The sequence below is a fragment of the Okeania sp. SIO2F5 genome (assembly GCF_010692685.1).
In the GTDB taxonomy this organism is placed as follows: Bacteria; Cyanobacteriota; Cyanobacteriia; order Cyanobacteriales; family Microcoleaceae; genus Okeania; species Okeania hirsuta.
This window is the reverse complement of the sequence record NZ_JAAHGU010000045.1, coordinates 24,245-48,394: the sequence shown is the minus strand read 5'-3', so window position 1 is coordinate 48,394 and position 24,150 is coordinate 24,245. Positions and strand designations below refer to the sequence as shown.

Sequence of the window (24,150 nt, the reverse complement as noted above, 5' to 3'; positions counted from 1 at the left end):
TTAAGAGGGAAGATTTGGGGAGAGATAATACAAAAAATTCAACACTCCTTCAACTGAATTTTCCTCAAAATTAATGCGCGAAAAGACTTGACTACCATAATTATATAGATCTCAAATGGGTTCTATATAGCACTACCCATTCAAGTTAGGACATTTTTCAATCCTGTTTGCGGAGCATTTCCGCAGGAAAAACCCCAGGAAAAACCCTTTGACAGTCTACTGTTCCCTGTTCCCTATTCCCTAGCGCGTAGCGCCATATATAGTCGTAATATCATGTCCGGATAATAGCGTGATCAAAAAACCTTCTCCCTTTGAACCAATATTCCCTTCTGCCTTCTGCCTTCTGCCTTCCTTCCACCAAAGTGTAAGTATTCAAGCGGACATGATATAAGTACTGTATTTTATCTGCAAAATGTAGGTTATAAAATTCGCATCAAATGCTAGACTGTTTACTACTTATTACTACTTATTCCCCCATTTTTTCAACAACCACAGAGAAAAACAATATGACTTCAACCACTCCGCCAAGACAACAACCAACCTATACAGCATCATTAATAGATATTGGGCTGAATAATTTTCAAATCTGGGCACTTCAACATCCAGAAAATATCTTTAGCAAAGTCTTGCTGCCAATAATTATCTTCATAGAAGGTATAGTCGCAAATCATCCTACATACCTAGACCAGAAACGCTTAGTTCTAGGACCAAATTTTTGTTGTGCTGGCCAAGTAGTAATGGGAGAATTTGCAGCCATAGAAACAGCACTGACTTCTCCACAAGCTCGAACATGGCGTTTAGGCACCACCGTACTAGAAGCAAATCATTTGCCTAACCAAGATGTAGGTGGCAGAAATGTTTTCCTACTGGCATTGTCAGACCAAGAAGCAACAGGTAGTAATGACCATGAAGCTTTCCGCAGATGTTTACAGGATTATATTCTCAATGACTCCTCAATAGCACGTCAGCAAGATGCGATCGCCAGACAACTTATTGAAAAGTTAGCAGCAGATTATATAGATATGTCTCACGGTCCTGGTGGAGCTTTCTTTAGCGAGGATAAGCGGGGTTGGAAACGGTTTCTGATTGAATATCTTCACTATGTTTTATTTAAGCTAGACCCTAACGATAACGCTACAATGGACTTACTCACAGATTTACACTATACACGCCAGGGTACACTGCGCTACTTTGCAGGTGTTAGTACTATCTTAGAAGAGTTAAACATATTTAGGCATGGAAAAATTTCAGAGTCCATCGAGCAAGCAGCAACCATATATGAAAATTCTCCTGTCTTAGCCAACTTTAACGAACAGAGCGATCAGTATAATGGCATGACAAGACGAGAATTAGCCAAACTGATGACATCTATTATGAGTATAGCAGCTTTACAAGGTCCTCTACATCTTGGTCAAACTGCCATGGGCGATCAGCCTCTTCCTGCCTACAAAGGACAAAATACATCTGAAATTAACCCTACTCATTATTGGGATGAACTTGACCTCGACAACCGAGAGTCGGTGCGACTATATCTCTTAGAATGTTCCCGTCTCTGGGCACCCGTTAGCGCCTCCCATAAAATAGCAACCGATGCTTTTACAGTGACAATAGCTGGCAGATATCGAACTTTTCCTACTGGTACAAAAATATTGATTCCTATGAGTTTAGGATTATTAGACGAGAACTTTTGGGGTCCGACAACCTATCAATTTGATGCCAACCGAGAAAATCTTTGCCCTTACCACATGGGTTTCCATTCTGTAGGCGATCGTAGTGCTGGACGCATCTGTCCTGGTAAAGACGTAGCAATGAATATGCTTGTGGATGTCACGATGGCTTTAGGTAAGGTAAGACGTTCAACTTTTAGTTCTAATATTAATCCTGTTTAATTATGCAACCGCTTTGCAGGAGGAAGAATGCCTTTAGTTATCTAGGAGAGAAGGAAAGACCGAAAAATCTGACGTTGTTTGAGTTTTAAGATTTTGATATGTCCGCACCCTTTCCTTCCACTGCTATATGGTTTATGATGTGGTAATTATCATTTTCTTTGTGGGTGTAATACCCCACCGTCAACGGGGGTGTTCAAAATTACTTGGGGGAGCGAATCCCCATGTAATTTTCCTCCTGTCTCCTGTCTCCTGTCTCCTGTCTCCTTCTTCAATTAGGATATTGCCATTCAAGAAGAGCGTGGTAATTTTTGTGCGTTATGTATCAAATTGTAAATTAATTCAAAAGTTAGTTACATCAGTGACTTGAAGCGTTTTGTGGCTAAATATGCAACGTCTTTTTTTTAGCTTGCTCTACTTAATTACTTATAATCAAGTTTTTGTTTGTAGTTTTGCTCTAACCCTTGCAATACTTATATGAGGACTAAAGCTCTACTACGAGCCTGATTATAAATGATATCTTTTTCAAAGAACATCAAGTAATATCATGTTCAATTGACAAGTTGAAATAATTTTTACAGAAAGGAAATAATGACTTAACTATAGCAATAGAAAGATAGTTTAGGTTCTATACTGATAATGCCCTTGAGATAGGTAAATGTTTTTCAATCTGTTCCCTGCTATAATTAACGACAATATTAATTACCTATTTTGATTTCCAATTAAACTATAGTAAAAAATCGGTTTTTTGGGAGTTGACAAGGTAATTATTCTATGTTATAAAAAGGTATAAATTGGGAAAATAACAAGAGTGTTTGCTCCCAAAATGTTAAAAACTCTCTGATTTCAAAGAAACTCAAAATAAAAGAAAAGTCTGTGAATTTCCAATCAGTCATAGCCACCTTAAATCAGTTCTGGAGCGAGCGCGGTTGTCTCATCGCTCAACCTTATGATACTGAAAAAGGAGCAGGTACAATGAATCCCCATACATTTCTGCGGGCGATCGGTCCTGAACCTTGGTCAGTTGCTTATGTCGAACCCTGTCGTCGTCCTACTGATGGGCGTTACGGAGAAAACCCCAACCGCTTCCAACACTACTACCAATATCAAGTCCTGATCAAACCTTCTCCTAATAACATTCAGGATGTTTATCTAGACTCCCTCCGCGCTCTGGGTATTCGCCCAGAAGACCACGATATTCGTTTCGTAGAAGACAACTGGGAATCTCCCACTCTAGGAGCTTGGGGAGTAGGTTGGGAGGTTTGGCTTGATGGCATGGAAATTACGCAGTTTACCTATTTTCAACAATGTGGTAGTATAGATTGCCGACCAGTGTGCATCGAAATTACTTATGGTTTAGAACGCCTTGCTATGTATCTCCAAGAAGTAGATGCGATTACAAAAATAGCTTGGACTGATAAGGTAACTTATGGAGACGTTTATCTTCAGGGAGAAATTGAACAATGTACCTATAATTTCGAGGCATCTAATCCTGAGTTTTTGTTTACCCTCTTTGGTCTGTATGAAAAAGAAGCCGAACAACTAACAAAACAAGGATTAGTCTTACCAAGTCTTGATTACGTCCTCAAATGTTCTCATAGTTTTAACTTACTTGATGCTAGAGGGGTAATTTCTGTCACCGAACGCACTCGTTACATTGGCAGAATTCGTAATCTAGCACGCAAAGTCGGTCAACTTTACTTAAAACAACGGGAAAATCTTAACTTCCCATTGCTAAAATCTAACCCAGAAGATAAGGCTAAAGCAGCAGCTTAACGAAGTCAAAAGTCAGAAGTTAACCAACCCCTCGCCCCTCCCCCTCCCAGGAGGGGAAGTAGGGGATTTGAGCAAGCCTCCAAAAACATTTCGCCTTAAAAGGCGGGGTTGCGCGACCCAATTATTTTGATCAACTTAAACTTTGAACAAGAAAGCAAAAACTACCACCAGAGAAAGAAATGGAAATCAGAGAATATTTAGAACCAATAGCTGACATATTCCGCAATTTAGGTACGCCAGAACCAATTGTACATTGGGGACATCCATTGATGATGGCGATCGTTGTATTTGTTATGGGTAGTTTTGTGGGTTTAACTGGATGGCGTAGACGAGTAGTTACTGATGAAGCCATAGCTGTTGAAAGTGCCTCTAATCATCGTAAGATGGCACCATTTATGTTTTTATTTATCGCATTAGGTTATACGGGTGGAATATTATCTCTAGTGATGCAGGAACAGCAAATATTTGAAAGTCCTCATTTTTGGACTGGTTCGGCAGTATTGGTACTATTGGCAACAAATGGTTTGATCTCCCTGACAAAATTTGGTGGAAATCAAGCTGCATTGCGTACTACTCACGCTTACCTTGGTAGCATTGCACTTTGTATCATGTTTGTTCATGCAGTGTTGGGTCTAAGACTTGGTTTAGCTATCTAAATTAGGCATTGCTGAATTAAGGTATGAAAGTAGGTTTATAGGGAATAGGGAATAGGGAACACCGGATCTGGGAATTAATATTAACAAGTAGTTCAAACCATCCAAAATAAAAAATCCCAAATACAAAATTCTCAAATCATACCCAGAATCAGCAACGCCCTAAATTATTTATATTTTCTGTGGCGGGTTTAATACCCCACCGTCAACGGAAGTGCTTAAAATTGTTTGGGGTTTGTAGACACGAAGTGGCCTTCGTTGACTATCCATAAGTAATTTTTCCTTCTGCCTTCTTCCTTCTGCCTTCTTCCTCCTTCCTTCTTCAATGAAATATGAATCAAGCTGTAGCGATTGTCATCAGCCTAGCTTACATATTGGGGCTAGTATCTACCATTGTTCCTTGGGGTATATATGTTATGCTAACTGTGGGCTTAGTCTTAGCAATTATCGTACAACAAGGATACCGACAAAACTTACGAAGATCGACTAAAATCATAGCAACTCCTCAGCAAAAAATTAATTCTGAAGACTTACTCAGAAATGGTCAGTTTCCAGATTTACTCCCAAAAAGAACAAGAAAATCTCTACTAAATTCAAATTGGTTGTGGATAACTGCTGGAGCGGTCGCTTTTCTTGCTAGTTTTTATTTTTTAGTCCGAGTACCCCAACCATCAATAGATGACGTTAGTAAAATAATTCCCGTTGATCGTGACTCCCAACAGCAACAAGTGGTTACTGTTCGTGGAAAAGTGCTTTCTCTTCCCCGCAAGACTCGTTCAGAAAAAGCACAACTGTGGCTAAATGTGACTCAAGTGAGTGAAATAGTAGGTACTGATGGTTCGGCCAATGTACATCAAGATGTTACGGGTAAACTTTATGCCACAGTTCCTCTATTACAAGCAACAGGTATCTATCCTGGTGAAGCGGTAGCAATTACTGGATCTTTATACAAACCATCACCAGCAACTAATCCCGGAGGTTTTGATTTTCGTGCCTACTTGGCTAGACAAGGTGCTTTTGCCGGAATTACAGGTTATAAACTCACCATCACCAACGCCGAAAATACTAATACTTGGGGATTAAGTCGGATACGACAACGAATTATTCGCTCTCATGTGAGTTCATTGGGGGTACCAGAGGGTCCCCTTGTGAGTGCAATGGTATTAGGACGTAGAGCTGTAGATTTATCTTATCAATTACGAGACAAGTTTGTCAAAGTAGGGTTGGCTCATGTATTAGCAGCATCAGGTTTTCATATTTCGTTAATTTTAGGTGTGGTGCTGACTTTGACTAAAAGCTTGCCTCCCGGAGGAAGATTTAGCTTTGGCATCCTAACTTTAATTATTTATGTTGGTTTAGCAGGTACTTCACCTTCAGTATTACGAGCAGCATTTATGGGGTTAGCTGCTTTGGTTGGCATTGTTTCCCAACGTCAAGTTAAACCATTAGCTTCTTTAGTTGTGGCTGCAACTTTTCTACTATTAATCAATCCTTTATGGATTTGGGATTTAGGATTTCAGTTGAGTTTCTTGGCAACTTTCGGATTATTGGTAACAGCGCCACCATTAATGAAATATTTGGATTGGTTCCCCTCTGGTATTGCATCTCTAGTTGCTATTCCGATCGCTGCTTCTATTTGGACTTTACCTCTATTACTGTATGTTTTTCATGTTGTATCTCCCTATACTATTTTTGTGAATATAATTACTGCACCTTTGGTTGCGGTGATTACACTGGGTGGTTTTATCAGCGCTATCGTGGCTTTGATTTCTCCTTATGTAGGTAGTCTTATTGCTGGAATCTTGTATTTTCCAGTCAGAGTTTTAATAGAGATCGTAAATTTTTTTAGTGCGTTGCCAGGAAATCAAGTGGCGGTGGGTGCTATATCAATTTATCAATTGGTTGTGCTTTATGGGTTGATTTGTGGTATATGGTTGTGGAAAAATAGACCGCCAGAAGCGAATCAGAGAAAAAAGAAAAAGTTTTCTCTAAAGTTTTGGCAGTGGGGTGTGGTTTTGGCGATCGCCATCATTATTATTCCTCTTTGGTATACTCGAACTTCTGTGTTTCAAGCTACGATTCTTGATTCATCTGAGGAACCAGTGTTTGTGATTCAAGATGGACGGAAAGTAACTTTGATTAACTCTGGAGGTGAAAATACGGCCAGGTTTATGGTATTACCATTTTTACGCCAGCAAGGTATTAATAGAATTAATTGGTCTATTGCCCTTCATTCTCAAAAAGGTTTGAGTCGTGGCTGGCCAGATATTTTGAATACCTTGAGAGTGAAGATATTTTATGATGTGGAAGCTGATAATGAAAAGAATTATCAAACTAACAATCAACCTGTGCTAGATGCTGTAGGAGCTAGTCAAGCTGATTATTTTACTTTGGTAAATAATCAAACTATTGAACTGGGTTCGATACAGATGAAGTTAATTAATTCTGAGACCCCAATCGTGGAATTTATGCTTCATGGCCAAAAGTGGTTATTATTGGGAGATGTGAAATTGCCTGAACAGAGTCGGTTACTAGCGGCAAGAAGTTTTCCGCAGACTCAGGTGCTTTGGTGGTCTGGGAACAAACTAAATCCAGAGTTGTTGAATATTATTCGGCCAGAGGTAGCGATCGCTTCGTCTGATTCTGTCCATCCAGATATGGTGGAACTTTGCCAGAAAAATAATATTCTTCTATTTTGGACTGGTCGTGATGGTGCAATTCAATGGACTCCTGCTACGGGCTTTCAAACTACTTTAGAATCGGATAAGGTTGATAGTTCTCTATTCTGAGAAGGCAGTAGGCAGTAGGCAGTAGGCAGTAGGGGAGTGGGGGAGTAGGGGAGTAGGGGAGTAGGGGAGTAGGGTAGTGGAGAAATGTCCGCGCTCTGTTTGCGTAGTGCTATGAATTCGGGATTTTTTACAAATCAATCATAATTGCTATATAATATAAAAATGTGTATTTTCTGAAGATCGAAATTTAATTATCATTTTTGACTTTTAAATTTTGACTTTTGACTTTTGACTTTTGACTTTTAAATTTTGACTTTTTATGGAGAGGTGGCAGAGTGGTCGAATGCGGCGAACTCGAAATTCGTTGAAGGGTGACTTTCCGTGGGTTCGAATCCCACCCTCTCCGTTTAAGTTTAACTTATCTACAACATTGCCGATCGCCCTCACTATACTATTTTTTTAGTTGAATAAAAAGTCATGTGTATGCCCGAGCAAACCCTTATAGTTCATAGTATATCACAAAAATTGTAAGGATGCAACCAAAATTCCTTTGGCGCGCGTTTTTTTGGAGCTTCGCGCAATGAATATGAATATTGGTGATTTTTCACTCTATGAGCTATGGGTGGAAAGATTCGGTCGGGGAAAAACAAATATTTTTAGGAGCTTTTCACCATGAAAATATTTCTGAATATTTTGATTGTCTCTATGAGTTTAGAAGTTTAGTTGAATAAAAAGTCATGCGTATACCCGAGAAAGCCATCATATTTCATAGTATATCACAAAAATTGTGAGGATGCAACCAAAATTCCTTTGACTCGCGATTTTTCAGGAGCCTTATAAAATGAAAAGGTTGGTAATTTTCTACTAAGTAAGGAAGTATAGATCGATCAGGAAAAATCTGATTTTAATCTTAGAAGTAGAGGTCAGACCCCGGCGAGGTTTCGGAGCCATAGGAATGCTGACTCCTGTGAGTGGACCGGCACCAAGCAGCTCACAGTTAGTCAGAGATAACTTTTAACTTCTGAGTTCTGACTTCTAACTTCTGACTTTCACTTAACCACCTATACCCAACCGACCAGCTAAACCAGGAGTTAAAGGAAATAAAGTAGCGATCGCCATAAACAAAGCTAACAAACACAAAGTAGCTCGTAGATCGTCAGGTTCTATTAATTCATTTAAACAAGGACGTTCCAAATTTCGCTGTAATACCAAAATAATAATTGCCCAATACAATGCTAAAGGATTAACCAAAGAAGCGATGACTAAAACTACAAAAGTGAAAAATGTTGCTCTACCTGCAACTTTCCGAGCATAAATTGCCTGAATAATTCTACCGCCATCCAACTGACCCGCAGGCATAAGATTTAGCGCTGTAATTACCAAACCCAACCAACCGATAATTGCTAGTGGGTGAACATCTACTATATTTTGATTTACCGCCGAACCTAAAATCACCCGTGCTAAGGTTCCCACTAAAACAGAAGCTCTGAAAAATTCGGACGGCATCTGAAACATACTACCTTCGTGGGAAAGCAATAAACCCACCAATAGCATTGCCAAAGAAAGTATTCCTCCAGCAGCAGGTCCGGCAAAAGCTACATCAAACAGCACTTTCCTATTCGGTATCGCTGACTCGAAACGGTTAACAGACCCAAAACTGCCAATTTGCCAAGCTGGTAGAAAAAATGGCCAACTAAAGCGGACATTGTGACGTTTTGCCAAGACTTGATGGGCGACTTCGTGAATACCTAAAACTGCACATAGACCAAGTGCAATGGGTAATGCTTCTGGATACCGTGTGGGTTCGTTGAAAAAGTCAAACCCTAATAATAAACCACCTGCTTCAAAACTGGTGGCAATAGTAGCGATCGCTAGCACAACTGCCAGAATTTTTTGGGATGTAGTAGCGGGTTGAGGGTCATTTTTGCTTGGTAAAATGATGACTACTGGTTTCTCTTCAGGACTTTCTATGAGGAATAGTCGATAACGATCGCCTAGTTTTTCTTGCAAACTGACTGATAACTGGGTATGGATTTTTTCTACATCTCCCCGTAAATTACCTTTGAAAATAGCTCCTTCTTGATAAGGAATAGTTTCGGTGGTGAAGAAAGTATCGATACCAAAAATATCTTTGATTTTCTGGAGGTCTTCACTAGGGATAGGGAGAAATTCTGGAGTTTGTTCTTTTTGTGGTTCAGTGTTTGCTATTTTATCCTGGGTTGGTTGAGTTTCTTCTTCATTGCTAGATAGTTGTGAGTCGCCGATGGTTTTGAGACTGGGTTGGTTTTCTGGGTCTTTAGCTGCTATTGTTCGTAGTTGTCGTCCCAAGTATATATATAATCCTGTACAAGCTACGAGCAAAAATAGGACAAATACTAGGTTCAGATAGATTCCAGCAGCAAATAGAGCAAAAAATAGTAACCAAGGTGCCATTAATACTACTGATTGTAACCAGGCGAGAATGCCTACTCTACCATAAGGTCTTGCTCTATAGTATCCCCAGCCAAGAATTCCCAGAGTTATTAAAGCTACTATTACTGTGGTTATGTTTTCAGATATGTTATACATAATTGTATGTGCAATTCAAAATTCAAAAGTCGAAAGTAGTAAGTTTTCCCTTATATTTTTGTAAATAAAGGAAAGAGTTTACCTGTGATAATTATTCGTTTTTCATAATTGTTTTTAAGGAATTTAATAACTTACTTTTTTAATTGCAGTAATTAATTATTTAAACAATATTCTGTCAATTAGGCTTCAATTATGAAGATACCTAAATAATTTTTAGGAAAAATTATTTGAGTTAATTAATTTTTTTTCACTTTAAATTTAGCCTATATCAATAATCATTGAATTAATCATTATTTGCTATTTCAAAAAAATGATGTGATCGACTCACTCTTGTATAAATGTTTCTGTAGATCCTGTATCAACATGAACATAACTACGATGTTTGGCAGATGTATAATTTGGATTTAGTCTAATTGCTTGATTATAATCAGCGATCGCCCCCCAATTATCTCCTACTTTTCGCAATACATTTCCCCGTCGATAATAAACTTTTGGATGAGTCGCATCTAATTTAATTGCCTGGTTATAGTCATCAATTGCTCCTTGATAATCTTCTAATTTTTCTTTCACATCACCTCTATAAATATAAGCATCTGAGTTACCGTTATCTATCTCTATTGCATGATTAAATTCTGCCAAAGCTAATTGATAATTTTGTTGCTGATATTCTGCTAATCCCTTTTTATAAAAATCATTAAATCCTAGGTTATCATTTTCACTTTTTATTTCTGTAGATGCATCATCTTCGATTTTTTTTTCTTCTGCATTTGCTAGCTTTTCTTCAACATTAACTAATACATTTTTTAGAGGATTAGCTACTATCAAGCTTCCAGCTACAGCTTCTTTTCTTGCCCATTTATCTGTAGCTAAAATATCATCTAAACTGGGATTTTTCTGACAATCTGACTTATGCTTTTCACATACATATTCAATCAACTTAGGAATATCCAAAAAAGGAATTTTTTCTTCTAAAAATAATGCCACAGCCTGTTCATTTGCTGCATTCAAAGCCGCCGGCATCGAACCACCTATACGACCAGCAGTATAAGCCAATTGAATACAAGGATATTTCAAATTATCGGGTTCCTTAAAAGTCAAACTACCAGCTTTAACTAAATCTAATTGTTTCCAATCAGTATAAATCCTTTCCGGCCAAGATAAAGCGTAAAGTAGAGGCAAACGCATATCTGGCCAACCCAACTGAGCTAAAACAGAAGTATCTTGTAACTCAATTAAAGAGTGAATTATACTCTGAGGATGAATCACTATATCAATATTTTCATAATCTAATCCAAACAAATAATGAGCTTCAATAACTTCCAAACCTTTATTCATCATCGTGGCAGAATCCACGGTAATTTTACGACCCATTGACCAGTTAGGATGTTTAATGGCATCTGCCACTTTGACTTTTGATAATTTCTCAATTGGCCAGTCTCGAAAAGCACCACCAGAAGCAGTTAAAATAATTCTACGTAAACCCTCTTTAGGTACACCTTGAAGACATTGAAAAATTGCTGAATGTTCTGAGTCAGCAGGCAACAATTTTACTCCATGTTGTTCAATTAAAGGATTAACAACTGGGCCTGCTGCGATAAGTGTTTCTTTATTTGCCAAAGCAATATCTTTTCGGGCCTCAATAGCGGCAATAGTAGGTAATAAACCAGCACAACCGACAATACCCGTTACTACAGCTTCTGAGTCACCATATTTCGCAACTTCAATGACACCATCTTGGCCTGCAAGCAATATGGGTTGAGGTGTCAGGTCAGCAATGGCCTCTTTTAACTCTGTAAATTGGGACTCATTGTTAATAGCAACAATTTCAGGGCGGAACTGTCGTACTTGTTGAGCTAACATTTCTACGTTGCTTCCAGCAGCTAACCCAATAACTCGAAACTTATCTGGGTTTTGAGTAACAATATCTAAAGTTTGAGTACCAATAGACCCTGTAGATCCCAAGATTGTAATTGCTTTCATATTTTTTTGAGAAATTTGTCCACAATTCCACTATACGATTCATTGGTTATTTTGTGTTAAGAGCAAGGTTGCCAGAGTAATATATTTTAGTTATTCAGATTTTTAATATCAAAAGAGAAATGATAATTTTGCTGACAAATTACCCAGATTAATCCAGCATTACATGTACTTTTCTCTAGATATTCCTGTTTCTGAATTTTTTTTTACTATCGGGACTTTAGCAAAAAACGCCTTAAATGCGAAATGCTGCGCAAACAGAGAAGAGAGTTTCTTTAAGAATATGATTAATATCTATTTCTTGCTGTTTAGTTGACAAAAGTTTTGTACTGGTAAGTTAAAGTAATCAAAGGTTGAAAATAAAATATTAATAACTATGATTGATTCGCTACCGCTCAATTAATTTGCTGATTTCAATTCGTATTGTGGCTGTCTAGCGTGGCTTTCCCGAGCAGTTTATACGTCCCGTATCGCCACTAAATCATAGATTATAGCGGGAGTCCTCTTTGAAGATTTCCTGATAGTATCAAGCTAATATACTAGATATAATATAAAAATCAAAACTGATATAAAAAAAACTTACTAATGCTTGGCAGCTTTTTCTAAATAAGCTATTATAGAGCAAAAAATTATTACTGTGAAATATGAATGATTTAATTAAGGAAATACGTCAATCTATCCGACTTATTAAAAATGACATGATTCATAAGTATTATGACTTGAGAATCAATCAAGTTGAAGATCCATACCGAGCAATGTTCAGAACGGAACCATACAAGTTCATTTTTATTCTCAGCCATATGCGTTCTGGTTCTTCATTACTAGCTAATATATTAAGTTCTCATACAGAAATCTTAGGATATGGTGAAACTCACATTCAATATGCCTCTGAATTTGATTTGAATAAATTAGTATTTAAAGTCCATCATAAAACTCAAAATATTCGCAGGTGGCAAGACTTAAAAAAATTGAGAATGAATCATAAATATATTCTCGATAAAGCTTTACATAATAAGATTTTTTTAGATGAAAAATTGTTAACTTCGGAAAATTTATATAGTATATTTCTCATCAGAGATCCAGAGAGAACAATAGCTAGTATTCTCGATCTCAAGCCACACTGGAGTGAAGAAAAAGTATTAACTTATTATTTAAATCGCTTATCAACTTTAGAAAGATATGCAAAGTTAATCAATAGCAAAGAACGTACTTTGATAATTTCCTACGATCAACTACTGAATCAGACAGACTTAGTTTTTGATGCTTTAAAAAAAGTCCTTGGAACACAATCAGAATTTTCGGAGGAATACAAAGTAACGAATAAAACAGGAAGACCTGGAATAGGTGATTCTAAAGAGAATATCAAAGCAGGTCGTATTGTCAGAAACCCTAGAAAATTAGAACAAAAAATAACTCCGACATCAATTGCAGAAGGGATTAAGAAGTTTGAAAATTGTACTTCAACGCTTTCTGAGTATTGTAGCTTCGTGAAAAATCTCAACTAAGGTAGTCAGAAAATGAGTGAAAAAATTATAGTAATACTTGTTGAAAAAGAGCCAAAAAATAAGATTTAAAAATATAAAATATGACGCTTTTTCCACCACCTGTTGTGAGTAGGACAATAATTATAGCAGCATTAGTTCTATTTATCTGTAGTAGCTTACGCCATGCTTTGTTCTACTCTACAGGATTTGACTTGGGTATTTATGACCAAGTTGTATATTTGATTAGCCAAGGAAAATCTCCCATTTCTTCTTTTTTGGGGTATCACCATCTGGGAAATCATGCTGCTTGGGCAGTCTATCCTCTGGGATTATTGTATCTGATTTATCCTAATTTACACTGGCTACTTTTGGTACAAGCTATATGTTTGGCCTTGGGAGCGTGGCCTACTTGGTGTCTGGCCAAACAGGCAGGGTTAAATCAAGGACAAGCAGTAGCGATCGCCATTTCCTATCTCCTTTACCCAGTAATTTTTAATATCAATTTATTTGATTTTCATCCGGAAGTTATGGCGTTGCCTACTATTTTAGGAGCAATTTTAGCAGCTAGACTAAAACGTATTTTCTGGTTTTGTATGGCAATTATTTGGGTGTTAGGTTGCAAGGCAGTTTTATCATTAACTGTAGTTTTTATGGGTGTTTGGTTACTAACTTTTGAAAGGCGGAAGTTTTGTGGTTTAGTTGCTCTTTGTTTAGGTATTTTTTGGTTTGTGGTTGTCACTCAAGGAATTATTCCTTTTTTCAGTGGTGGAGAAGTAGCTGGAGTAGGGCGTTATAGTTATCTGGGAGATTCTGTTGTGGGAATTATGATTAATATTTTGCTACAACCAGGGGTAGTTTTAGGGAAGATATTATCTTTTGAGACTATCAAATATATTTGTCTATTATTTTTACCTGTAATTTGGGGAATATTTCCTCTACTTCAGACAAATAAAACTATTTTGCCTCATCTTATCCCTCTGATTCCAACTATTCCCACAATTGTGTTAAATGTGTTGTCTGAAGTATCATTTCAAAGAAGTTTAAATTATCAATATTCCTTGCCAGCGATCGCTTTTTTATTATTAGCAGTAATTTCTTGTTTAGCAGCAGCTTCAAAAGCTGAAGAAAATGATATTTCATTAAATTTATCTGGGAAAAGAGAGTTAGAAATTCCTAAGTTTAATCTGAGATTATCAGTACCAAATTTTCAAGCTCCTAAAATGATTATTTTGTGGTCTGTTTTAATGTTTTTATTGCTAGGGAATGTAGCAGATTTATTTTTATATTGGCAGAGTTTGGATACTTGGCAAGCCACAAATAATGCAATTACTTATGTCAAAACTGAAGGAGGGGTACTTACAGATAATAGATTAGCACCCCATTTTACTCATCGTTCAACAGTAAAATTATTAAATCAAACAAAGCCAGATAATTTAGATGAATTTGATTATGTAGTTCTGAATTTACGTCATCCTTGGCCAGATACTGAGGAGGCAGGTATTATCCTTTCTAAAAATCTCCAAAATAACCAAGAATGGGAATTAAATTATCAAGAAAATGATGTACTGGTATTTCAAAGGAAAGAAGGAAGAAGGAAGAAGGAAGAAGGAAGAAATATGAAAAATTTAAGTATTGTCAAACTATCATTTACTTCGTCATTTCAGTTACCAGTTATCGGTCAATTACCCGCAATCAAAATGTTAAATAATTTCCCTTTTTGATGGAGGTTAAGAGAGATAATAAGTTGATTATGGGCGGTCTGTCGGACATTATTGAAAACTTCTTTTCGATCGTGAGAATAGACAGTAAACCTCGCAGAAATAGTATGAAGTAAAGATATTTTTTGAGAAACAGTATAACATTCTTCAATTGCATAATAAATACTAAATATAGTAAGTCTAAATCAATGGCGATAGTTCTGCATAGTAATGGTATATGTAGATGAACAACGGCGTTTCATGGGAGCAAGATGCTCCCACTGCTTTTGTCCTTGACCAAAATAATTACAATAGACCACCATTACTTGAATGGCAAAAAATCTCTACATCAGAACTTACGCATTTTTATGGTAAAAACACTATATGTACCATAGTGCTATAGTTTTTATCTAGTATATGTAGTGTCTTTGCGTAAGTCCTGTAAATAGAAGTATAGTCAGCAAATATTACTTAATGTTATCACAGTCAGACTCAGTTGCTAAAAATTTGCTTACTTATTCTTTCTTCCTTTTTACTTCTAAATAGAAGTATAGTTAGCAAATATTACTTAATGCTGTCAATAGTCAGACTTAGCTGCCAAAATTTGCTTCCTTCTTCCTTCTTACTTCTTACTTCCTTGTCAGACTCAGTTGCCAAAATTTTCTTCCTTCTTCCTTCTTCTTTCTTCCTTCTAAAATGCTAATTGTCAAACAACTAAAATCTGCTCCTCTCTCTACAATAACCATAATTGCTGCCATAATTTTATTTATCTGTAGCAGCGTCCGTCATTTATTATTTCAATCTACGGCTTTTGAAATGGGAATTTATGACCAAGTTACTTACTTAATTAGTCAAGGTTTACCCCCTATTTCTTCCTTCTTAGAAGTACATCATTTAGGTAATCATGCTGCTTGGTCAATGTACCCTGTCGCATTACTTTATAAAATTTATCCTTCAGTTTATTGGTTATTACTAATACAAGCCATTTGTTTAGCAATAGGAACAATACCTACCTGGAGTTTAGCGCGTCATTCTGGCTTAAATAAAAAACTTGCTTTTGCTATGGTAATAGTTTATTTATTATACCCAGTAGTTTTCAATCTCAATTTATTTGATTTTCATCCAGAAGTAATGGCATTGCCAGCAATTTTAGGAGCAATTTTAGCAGCAAAATTAGATAAAAATCTTTGGTTTTGTATAGCTATTATTTGGGTTTTAGGTTGTAAAGATGCTTTATCTTTACCTATTGCTGGAATGGGTTTTTGGTTATATTTCTATGAAAAAAAACGACTGTGCGGAGCAATAGCTTTATTTGCTGGTGTAGCTTGGTTTATTATTGCTACTCAAGTACTAATACCTTATTTTAAAGATGGTCAACCACCAGGAGGAGTCGGACGTTATCGATATTTAGGTGGCTCTATACAAGAAATTTTACTGAATATATTTTTAAGACCAGAACTGGTGTTTGGCAAATTAATTTCACTGAAAACTCTAGAATATTTACTGTTACTAAATCTGCCTATAATTTGGTGGCTTGCTCCTAAATATTTAACTCCTTTAATAGCAGCTTCTCCCGTTTTGGCGATGAATATTTTATCTAAAATTGATGCTCAAAGAGATTTAATTCATCAGTATTCTTTGCCAATATTACCTTTTTTATTAATGGCTGTAATTTATACTATTGCTGATGGAAAATGTGGTTTATGGTATTGGTTGTGGAATTTACGCAAACCTCAAACAGATAAAGCTGAAAATATATCTACAATAGTTGGCGATCGCTTACCAAAATTTATTATTATTTGGTCTTGCATCGGATTTTTAGCTTTGGCTAAATATGGGTATTTTTGGTCTATTTATTTAGATTATCTAGATACTTGGCAAGCAGCACAAGAAGCTATTGCTTTAGTCGATACAAAAGGTGGTGTTTTTACTACTTCTGAAATTACGCCTCATTTAACTCATCGTAAGTTTATTAAGTTAATTGTTGAAGAAGATGAATTACCAACAAATGAAGCATTAGTTGAGTATGATTATGTATTGGTAAATGTACGTCATCCAGGGTGGAAAAGTAGTCAGGAATATTCAGAAAAATTAGTAGATAAACTCAAAGTTAATTCAGAATTTCAGCTTAGTTACGAACGGGATGATGTTTATTTGTTCAAAAAATAGGTATAGCGCTACGCGCAAGTCAAAAGTTAAAAGTAATCTCTAAGTGAGTTTTAGATGCCCAAATGCGTAGAGAGCGATCGCCTATTACCGTTGATTTAAACTATTTAGGGCTTGCTGATTAAATATCAAAGCATTGACTAATATTGGTTTGCTGCCTTTTTTTGCCTTGAAAAAGTGCAAGCTTTTCGGTCGCTCAAGCTCAAAAAGCTAGTGTTTTGGGGCGATTATGGCAGAAAAATCACTCTTACAATTTTTCCGACTACCTCCTCTACAATTTCCCGTTCCTCCTGTCTCCTGTCTCCTGTCTCCTGTCTCCTGTCTCCTACCCCTACTAAAAGACTTTTTCAGCAAACCCTATTTAACTGGACATAATATTATCAGAACTTACGCACCTGCAACGTATTTTCGTCATTGCAACCCACAGGGTTTGCGGAGCATTCCGGGACGGAAAGCAATCTCAAATCCTAATTTTTTGTACTTCATGCGTAAGTCCTGATTATGTTAATCCATGCTACTCTAAAAAAATAAAAGCATAAAATAGGGGGTTAACAATATTATGCGATCGCTGTAAATTTTATGTCGGTACTTCTACTAATTTTGCTACTTCTTCACCAAGACGTATGAAATGGTTAGGATTTAAAGTAAGTAACCGATCTACCTCTACTTTAAAAACAACTTGAGCAATTAAACCATCGTAAATTCCACCTCCTGTTAAATTCAAATTTACCATTTTATTAATAACAGTTTGATAATCTTCAGTAGAGAGAGAAATCACTTCAAATTCTGCTAAATTTTCTCTGATTAATTGTTGTGCAAGTTTTGGGGAAACAGCAGGTTTTATCGGAAGGCGAGTTAAAACGGAATAGAGTTCTGCCAAAGTATGAGTGCAAATTATTCCTTGAATATTTCCAGATTTAACTTTTTTTAATCGTGAAAGACAAGCTGAATGTTTAGGATGATTATTCCATAATGCAGCGACTAAAACACTTGTATCAAATAAAGCTTTTACCACGATGTTAATTCATTAATTCTTTCTGTTCTTAGTGCATCAATGATTGTTTCTGGATTAGATATTGGTTCAGCTTTAAACACTAATATTCCATCTTCATAGTAGGTTTCTAATTCTGGTTCTAAGGGTTGAAGAATAAGTTGATCATTCTCAACTTTTAAGGATAACTTAGTTTGATTGTTAATTCCTAATTGTTGGCGTATTTTTTCAGGGATTTCGATACGACCAAATTGATCGACAGTGAGTTGTTCCATATTGTAATTATCTGCTGTAATATGCCTCTTGAACTATCAGAGTTTAGTAGTAGACTGACACAGCTAAAACTGTGCAGAGTGCTTTTTTCGTATAATTCTTATTATAGCAAGGCTTGAGAATTTTTTCCTAATGCACCATTTAAGGTGTGTCAGTCCATTAGGGTGCGTTGCGTCAGTCCTGATATATTTAATCCATGCTACTCTAAAAAAATGAAAACATGATCGGAGGGGGCGAACAATGACTACAGAAACATCTCCCAAAACCGAGTTACTCACCGAAGTAACTCCCGACTGGGAACCACCCATGCCACCTACAGACTTAATCTTTGATGATGGAGAACTCTTGGAAAGCAAACGTCACCGTATTGCCATGAATCTTCTGATAGATTCCTTGTATCAACATTGGTCAGACCGCAACGACTTTTTTGCTGGTGGCAATATGTTTATTTATTATAGTAGCACTCAAGCGAGAAATCGCGATTACAAAGGTCCTGATTTCTTTGTAGTTTTGGATGTTGATGGCAAGACAGATCGTCAAGGATGGGTAGTTTGGGAAGAAGAAGGTCGTTATCCAGATGTGATAGTTGAACTCACATCTCCTTCAACTGCTAGTGTAGACATTGGCAAAAAAAAGGATATTTACGAGCGAACATTCCGTACTCCAAATTATTTTATTTTTAATCCATTTGATCAGAAGTCATTAAAGGGATGGCGTCTGCAAAATAAGAAGTATCAGGAGCTACAGCGGAACGATCGGGGATGGTTGTGGTGCGAGGACTTAGAGTTATGGTTGGGTACTTGGGAAGGAACTATTCTGCAAGAGTCGGCAGTGTGGTTACGATTTTATGACGAGCAAGAAAATTTAGTATTATTGCCAGGAGAAGTAGCTGAACAAGAACGTCAACGTGCTGAACAGGAAAGTCAACGTGCTGAACAACAACAGCAACGAGCGGAACGTCTGGCTGCTAAACTAAAAGAGTTAGGGGTCGATCCTGATTCTGTCTAATATATCCCCCCCTGCCCCCAGATCCCCCCTAACCCCCCTTCATAAGGGGGGAACCGCTTAAAAAAGGGGGGAGCCTTCAAAGTCCCCCTTTTCAAGCTATGCTTTATAAACATCTTTCTTAACATAAAACTTGACAAAAGATACAAGTTCTGTGTATGTCTGGAAACGGCTTTTTCCGGAGAAAATTGTATTGAATGAGACAATTTTTTGAGGACTTTAAAGAAAATTCTTACTTCCCCCTCTTCCCCCTCTTCCCCCTCTTCCCACCCTCCTACAAAGGTTTCAGGAGTTCCTTATAAAGGATAGCTTTTCAAGGGGGATTTAGGGGGATCGTAAATGTATCTCATTTTAATGGGAAATGCTATAACAGCAATCTTGGTATTTTCCTTATTCTCTAGACAAACGTTATCTATCCCGAAATTCTGCTTTGGTTTGATCGTCCCAACCTGCATACTTGAGACAAGCTTCTGCTGCATCTTTATTTTCAGGTTTAACGAGGTCAGGATGAAATTGTAGTTGATTACATCTTTTAACAAATTTTACCCATATAAACCCCGCCACAAATGCAAAGTCTTGTCCCCACTGCTCTATAAAACTGATACAAACAGTCACATAATGTAATAATCTGATGTTTACTTCCTGCTTCTACTGAGTCCGTCGGCGGTTACTCATCCACAGGCATTCACGGTCGAGCCGACCGCATTTCTCAAATTTATACTGGCGTTTAAATCTCGATCTATTGAAAAGCCACACTCTGGGCAATCATAAGTCCTCTGATTTAAGGGCATATCCTGGACATGACCGCAGTTAGAGCAAGTCTTTGATGATGGAAAAAATCTATCTACTACTACTAGCTTTGAACCGTACCATTGGCACTTGTACCCAAGCTGTCTCCGAAATTCATAAAATCCTTGGTCTGCTATTAATTTAGCTAGTTTATGGTTGGCTAACATTCCGCGAACATTCAAATCTTCTATGACAACAGTGCCGTGGTTTTTGGCTAAGTATGTTGTCAATTTATGAAGTGTGTCTTTACGGATGTTTGCTACTCTTCTATGCAATGCTGCTATCTTCAGTTGTGCTTTTCTCCAATTAGCTGAACCAATTTTTTTATTGCGGTTCAGGTATTGTAGTCTAGATAGCTTGCCTTCAAATTTCTTGTAAGATTTAGCTCCTTCAAATACTTCTCCTGTGCTTAAAGTTGCTAAAGTTTTTACTCCTAAATCTACACCCACAACTTCAGTTTTTTTAGGTATTGGAGTGGGAGTAAATTCGTAGCTACAACTTAAGTACCAATCGCCTGCTTGTCTACTAATGGTTATTTTTTGAGTTGTTGCCTCAATAGGTTCATAAGTTTTGACAATACCAATAAAAGGTAATTTGTGATTCCACCCATTTAATTCTATGGGTCTTCCAGAATTATCAATTGTGAAAGAATCAGACCTACCTTTTTTCTTAAATCTTGGATATTTACTTAACCCTTGAAAGAAGTTCTCAAATGCTTCACCCAAGTTGATAAAAGCATATTGATAGACTTTAGATGACAAGTTTTTCATCCAGGGATAAAGAGGTTTTGTGTGGTTGGTAAAAGTTTCTCTAAGCTTACGAATATTTGGTTTATAACCATCTTTATATGCCTGATTCCATAAACTTAAACCCCAGTTATAACACCATCTGCTATAACCAGCGTGTTGAGCCATCAGGGTTTTCTGTTTGTTATTCAGTTTGAGCTTGGTTCTGATGGATTTCATGTATGCGTAAGTGCAGCCTGTCTAAATAGTATGCTTTTTAAGGTATTGTATCGTTATTCTTTGATTAAGTCAATGCAGATGAAAAAGCACAAAACTTCAGAACTAATGACTTAAGTGGGGCATCTCCAAGACCAATATCACTCACTTGTTATACGGAGAAGTTGACCCGAATCTGTATCCCACAAGCGCAAAGTCCTATCTCTACTTGCACTGAGAATCTGTTGACCATCTGGACTAAAGGCGATCGCTGTGACATCATCTTTATGACCTTTCATGGTATGGAGAAGTTGACCCGAATCTGTATCCCACAAGCGCAAAGTCCTGTCCCTACTTGCACTGAGAATGAGTTTGCCATCTGGACTAAAGGCGATCGCTGTGACATCACCTGTATGACCTGCTACGGTATGGAGCAGTTTACCCTCTCTATTCCACAAGCGTATTGTGTCCCTACTTCCAGTGAGAATTAGTTGACCATCTGGACTAAAGGCGATTGCTGAAGGACTTCCGAAATTCTGGAAAAGTGTCTGGTTTTGTATCTGGAAAAGTGGCTGTTTTTGTAATTGTACACTCAATTGCATCCCCAAATAAATCGATAAACCTGCTCCTAGCACAACCACACTGATAAAAGCAGCAAATTCCCCAACCCTAAACCATTTATTTATCTTGCGTTGCTGAATACTGCGCTCAATAAATTCCTTCCCCAACACAGACAGCAAACCTAAATCAAAATAATTCCCCAAAAAATTCTCTGCTTCTGTCAACTTTAACCCCACTAACAAATAATCCCTCAATTTCCCTTGACTTTTCCACTCTTCAGCCGCCATCTCAATCTTACGCTTGATTCTAATTACATCGCGGTTTTCACTCACCCAACTCCGCAATAGACTCCAGTGACGAATCAAAGCTTCATGTGCCACATCCACCACTGCAACTCTCTCTGCTCCTCCTCCTTTAGCTACTATTTCAGTGGTAACAACCAACTTTTCATCAGCCAACTTCTGAACTACAGTCTCAATCAGTTTTTCTCCATAACGCTGATTAACTAAATTCGTCTGCAATACTCTTCTGCGGGTATCCTCTGTACCCTCCCCCAACTGGGTTAGTTCTAGAAAAATATATCGCGCTGCTGCTTTTTCCTCTTCAGAAAATCCCTTATACACCTGATCAGCACGTTGACGCAATGTACCCATCACACCACCCAATTGCACATAAGTGTTGAGTCGCAAACAATTATCAGTTCTTTCCTCCCACAGTCGTGTCAGTGTATATTGTAACAATGGCAGATACCCTGGAGCATCCGCTACATCTGCCAGTATTTGTTCCACCAGTGCTGACTCAATTTCCAAATCTACCTGTTTTGCTGGTTCGACAATAGCTTTTCTTAACTCTTCTTCCGACATTCCCATCACAACAACACCATGTTGCTGCATAAGTTGTGCCAGTCCGCTATATTCCTGTTCAATACATTTACTAAAAAAATCTGCCCGCATTGTCAACACTAAACAGAGTTTATCGGTTTTCGGTAAAGCATCAAACAAACAAGCAAAAAACTGCTGACGTTCTGAGGTATCCTGACATAAGGTAAAAGCTTCTTCAAACTGATCTACTACCAGCACCAGTTTCGGTGTATCTGCGACAGAAATTATTTGCCTCAAACCTTCAGAACCTTTTTTGATCAATTCCTGAGCTTGAGCTAATTGGGTAGCGCGTTCGATATCGGATAACTCAGAATCTAAAAAAGCAAGTGCCAAAGAATTTAGGGGATGTTCGCCAGGATGAAAAATTTTAATCTGCCAACTTTCACTACCAGACAAACGCCTTCCCAACTGTAATTGATATAACAATCCTGCCCTGACAACACTAGATTTACCACTCCCCGAAGCACCCAAGACAGCCAGAAAATTACCAACACGCACCTTTTCTAATAATTCATCTGTTAGAGCAGTACGTCCATAGAAATATCTGGCATCCTCTTCTGTACAATCAAAATAAGCTAAACCTTTGTAAGGACAAATACCTTGTCCTGATGGAGTAGGGATATTAGTTACTGCCGTAAACCTCCGGGTAAGATTAATAGGTTCCCCAGAATTACTAAAAGTCGGACGTTGAGGAAAAGCATTCTGTTCTTGATTAAGTAAATCAACTAAAGTGTAATTTGTCACCCATCGGTTTTGTTGAGGTTCCAATCCTTTGATAAGTGCTGCGGTGAGAACACTATGATTACCATCAATTTCCTCAAAAGCCACTTCAAAAGCACGAGAAGCAGCAATAAAACACCTATCTCTCGCTTTACCTATATTTCCAGGGTTTGCATCTGCAACATTTAGGATTTCTCCAGCATGACAGCAATCTAAAATAATAATCTGCTGCCGTACTTCACTTTCTTGCAGGAGTCGTCGCAACCATTGTAAAGATAAACCCCAGTTACCTACGTCTGGGTTGACATCACTGCTGGCCAAAAACCCTTCTTGTATCCGTCCCTTGCTTTTTCGTAAACCGTGGCCAGAAAAATAGAGGAGAGCTGTATCTGGGGGTTTTCCATCAGGCGTGAATAATTGTATTATCGTATTTTCTAAATGGTTGAGAGTGACTTTGGTTTTTTGACCAACACGAACGGTATTATTCTGTTTATCCTTAACCGCAGGAAGTCGCGTTACCTTAAAGTCCCCATAATTTTCCAGTAATTTAGCTACAGCTTCTGCATCTTGCCCAGGAGCAGTTAAATTATTGAGACGTTCATAGCTGTAGGTATTAATTCCAATGACTAAAGCATCTCGACTCATAATCAGCTTTTTGATAAATTGTAGGTTGGGTTGAGGAACAAAACCCAACAACTTTATTTTAAACAACAAATTTATTTTAAGCAACAAAACAATGAGGTGTGTGTTGGGTTTATCCTAACGGATAAGCTCCCAATGATATCAAATCCGGTAGCATCGGTGTAATTAGATAGTTAATCTAGGAGGACCGAGTCAACCCACCCCTCGCCCCTCCCCCTCCCAGGAGGGGAAGTCAGGAGTCAGAAGGGAAGAGAATGCGCGAAACATTTGCTCTTGGATGAAGATGAATTTTTTTTTATACCGAACCCGAGCGGATTTGATATAACACTTCGTTCTACCCAACCTAAATTTTTAGCTGTGCCACGCCAGTAGGTACTCAGGAGGCATACAACAGTGTTAGAATTATTTTCG

At 37.5% G+C, this 24,150-nt stretch carries 15 protein-coding genes, 1 tRNA gene and 1 pseudogene; 9 read left to right on the top strand and 8 right to left on the bottom strand.

The features are described 5' to 3' along the window. Positions 1-506 precede the first annotated feature (506 nt). From F6K27_RS16175 to F6K27_RS16155, 5 genes are all read left to right on the top strand, one after another. Positions 507-1,889, top strand: coding sequence for a cytochrome 450 (locus F6K27_RS16175; RefSeq protein ID WP_287276063.1), 1,383 nt, complete (start codon positions 507-509; stop codon positions 1,887-1,889). An 873-nt stretch (positions 1,890-2,762) separates the two neighbouring features. Then, the gene (glyQ, locus tag F6K27_RS16170) at positions 2,763-3,662 is read left to right on the top strand and encodes a glycine--tRNA ligase subunit alpha (RefSeq protein WP_287276061.1); all 900 of its coding nucleotides are present in this window, start codon (positions 2,763-2,765) and stop codon (positions 3,660-3,662) included. 179 nt (positions 3,663-3,841) lie between these two features. Next, on the top strand, positions 3,842-4,318 hold the full coding sequence (locus F6K27_RS16165; RefSeq protein ID WP_124142730.1) for a DUF4079 domain-containing protein: 477 nt from the start codon (positions 3,842-3,844) through the stop codon (positions 4,316-4,318). Positions 4,319-4,647: 329 nt separating this feature from the next. Beyond that, entirely contained in the window at positions 4,648-7,104 is a 2,457-nt protein-coding gene (locus tag F6K27_RS16160; protein ID WP_287276059.1) for a ComEC/Rec2 family competence protein, read from the top strand. 261 nt (positions 7,105-7,365) lie between these two features. After that, a tRNA-Ser gene (locus tag F6K27_RS16155) sits at positions 7,366-7,450 on the top strand. 647 nt (positions 7,451-8,097) lie between these two features. Here the strand turns inward: F6K27_RS16155 and F6K27_RS16150 are convergent. The 3 genes and pseudogenes from F6K27_RS16150 to dxr form a co-directional block, all read right to left on the bottom strand. Next, on the bottom strand, positions 8,098-9,612 hold the full coding sequence (locus F6K27_RS16150; RefSeq protein ID WP_287276057.1) for a site-2 protease family protein: 1,515 nt from the start codon (positions 9,610-9,612) through the stop codon (positions 8,098-8,100). Positions 9,613-9,936: 324 nt separating this feature from the next. Then, positions 9,937-10,437 (bottom strand): tetratricopeptide repeat protein, encoded by a 501-nt coding sequence (locus F6K27_RS16145; RefSeq protein WP_240038734.1) that lies wholly within the window; start codon positions 10,435-10,437, stop codon positions 9,937-9,939. Further along, positions 10,438-11,592, bottom strand: a pseudogene (gene dxr, locus F6K27_RS16140) (1-deoxy-D-xylulose-5-phosphate reductoisomerase); the annotation flags it as partial. It abuts the gene before it with no gap. Between the two features lie 641 nt (positions 11,593-12,233). Between dxr and F6K27_RS16135 the strand changes: the two are divergent. From F6K27_RS16135 to F6K27_RS16125, 3 genes are all read left to right on the top strand, one after another. Further along, on the top strand, positions 12,234-13,094 hold the full coding sequence (locus tag F6K27_RS16135) for a sulfotransferase (RefSeq protein WP_287276055.1): 861 nt from the start codon (positions 12,234-12,236) through the stop codon (positions 13,092-13,094). Between the two features lie 80 nt (positions 13,095-13,174). Beyond that, positions 13,175-14,794 (top strand): DUF2079 domain-containing protein, encoded by a 1,620-nt coding sequence (locus tag F6K27_RS16130; RefSeq protein ID WP_287276053.1) that lies wholly within the window; start codon positions 13,175-13,177, stop codon positions 14,792-14,794. 672 nt (positions 14,795-15,466) lie between these two features. Further along, positions 15,467-16,939: a DUF2079 domain-containing protein gene (locus F6K27_RS16125; RefSeq protein ID WP_287276051.1), complete on the top strand. Its 1,473-nt coding sequence runs from the start codon at positions 15,467-15,469 to the stop codon at positions 16,937-16,939. Positions 16,940-17,513: 574 nt separating this feature from the next. On the opposite strand, the gene F6K27_RS16120 is transcribed toward F6K27_RS16125, so the two are convergent. Next, complete coding sequence (locus tag F6K27_RS16120) at positions 17,514-17,951, bottom strand: PIN domain-containing protein (protein WP_287276049.1); 438 nt, start codon at positions 17,949-17,951, stop codon at positions 17,514-17,516. Further along, complete coding sequence (locus F6K27_RS16115) at positions 17,945-18,202, bottom strand: AbrB/MazE/SpoVT family DNA-binding domain-containing protein (protein ID WP_287276047.1); 258 nt, start codon at positions 18,200-18,202, stop codon at positions 17,945-17,947. Before F6K27_RS16115 ends, F6K27_RS16120 begins: the two co-directional genes overlap by 7 nt. 238 nt (positions 18,203-18,440) lie before the next feature. Here F6K27_RS16115 and F6K27_RS16110 point away from each other — a divergent pair, with 238 nt between their 5' ends. Beyond that, positions 18,441-19,208 carry a Uma2 family endonuclease gene (locus F6K27_RS16110; protein ID WP_287276046.1) on the top strand — a complete coding sequence of 256 codons (768 nt, stop codon included), beginning with the start codon at positions 18,441-18,443 and terminating at the stop codon, positions 19,206-19,208. A gap of 405 nt (positions 19,209-19,613) precedes the next feature. On the opposite strand, the gene F6K27_RS16105 is transcribed toward F6K27_RS16110, so the two are convergent. The 3 genes from F6K27_RS16105 to F6K27_RS16095 all read right to left on the bottom strand — a co-directional run bounded on the left by F6K27_RS16105 (position 19,614) and on the right by F6K27_RS16095 (position 23,808). Beyond that, positions 19,614-19,820: a hypothetical protein gene (locus tag F6K27_RS16105; protein ID WP_124142740.1), complete on the bottom strand. Its 207-nt coding sequence runs from the start codon at positions 19,818-19,820 to the stop codon at positions 19,614-19,616. 56 nt (positions 19,821-19,876) lie between these two features. Beyond that, positions 19,877-20,959 carry an RNA-guided endonuclease TnpB family protein gene (locus F6K27_RS16100; RefSeq protein WP_287276045.1) on the bottom strand — a complete coding sequence of 361 codons (1,083 nt, stop codon included), beginning with the start codon at positions 20,957-20,959 and terminating at the stop codon, positions 19,877-19,879. Between the two features lie 137 nt (positions 20,960-21,096). Continuing rightward, a complete protein-coding gene (locus F6K27_RS16095) occupies positions 21,097-23,808 on the bottom strand; it encodes a caspase family protein (protein ID WP_287276044.1) in 2,712 nt (903 codons plus the stop codon). Positions 23,809-24,150 lie beyond the last annotated feature (342 nt).